Consider the following 620-nt stretch of genomic DNA (forward strand, 5'->3'; position numbering starts at 1 on the left):
GCAAACTATTGGCTATCGGTGTTGACCGACCTACATAATCGAGGCGTTGAAGACATGCTTATCGCTTGCGTGGATGGACTCACAGGTTTCCCGGAAGCGATTGCCAGCATTTACCCGCATACGGAAACTCAGCAGTGCGTTATTCATCAAATACGCAATTCGATGAAGTATGTCGCTTCAAAACACCAGAAAGCCTTTATGGCCGATTTAAAGCCTGTTTATAAGGCCGCGACCAAACAAGCGGCAGAATCCGCCTTAGACGAGCTGGAAGCCAAGTGGGGCACTCAGTATCCAATCGTTATCGAATCGTGGCGCAGAAAGTGGGATAATTTATCGGTTTACTTCAAGTACCCTGATTATGTTCGCAAAGTCATCTACACCACCAATGCTGTTGAGGCGGTACATCGCCAATTTAGGAAATTGACCAAAACCAAAGGGGCGTTCCCGAATGAAAATAGCTTGCTAAAGCTGCTATATGCGGGCATGTTAAATGCCACGGAAAAGTGGACAATGCCAATCCAGAGTTGGAACTTGGCACTGTCGCAGTTCGCCATCCACTTCGAAGGTCGGCTGGATGGCGCACTAGATATTTAATTTTTTAGGCTGACACAGAATTCTGA

The 620-nt window shown here is 46.9% G+C and carries 1 protein-coding gene; it reads left to right on the plus strand.

All coding sequences use genetic code 11. From position 1 onward, the window contains the following. On the plus strand, positions 1-594 hold a 594-nt coding region (locus ACW689_RS21425; protein ID WP_476294444.1), incomplete at its 5' end, for an IS256 family transposase. Between the last annotated feature and the right edge of the window lie 26 nt (positions 595-620).

Source organism: Pseudoalteromonas sp. ABE4_541 (genome assembly GCF_056312285.1).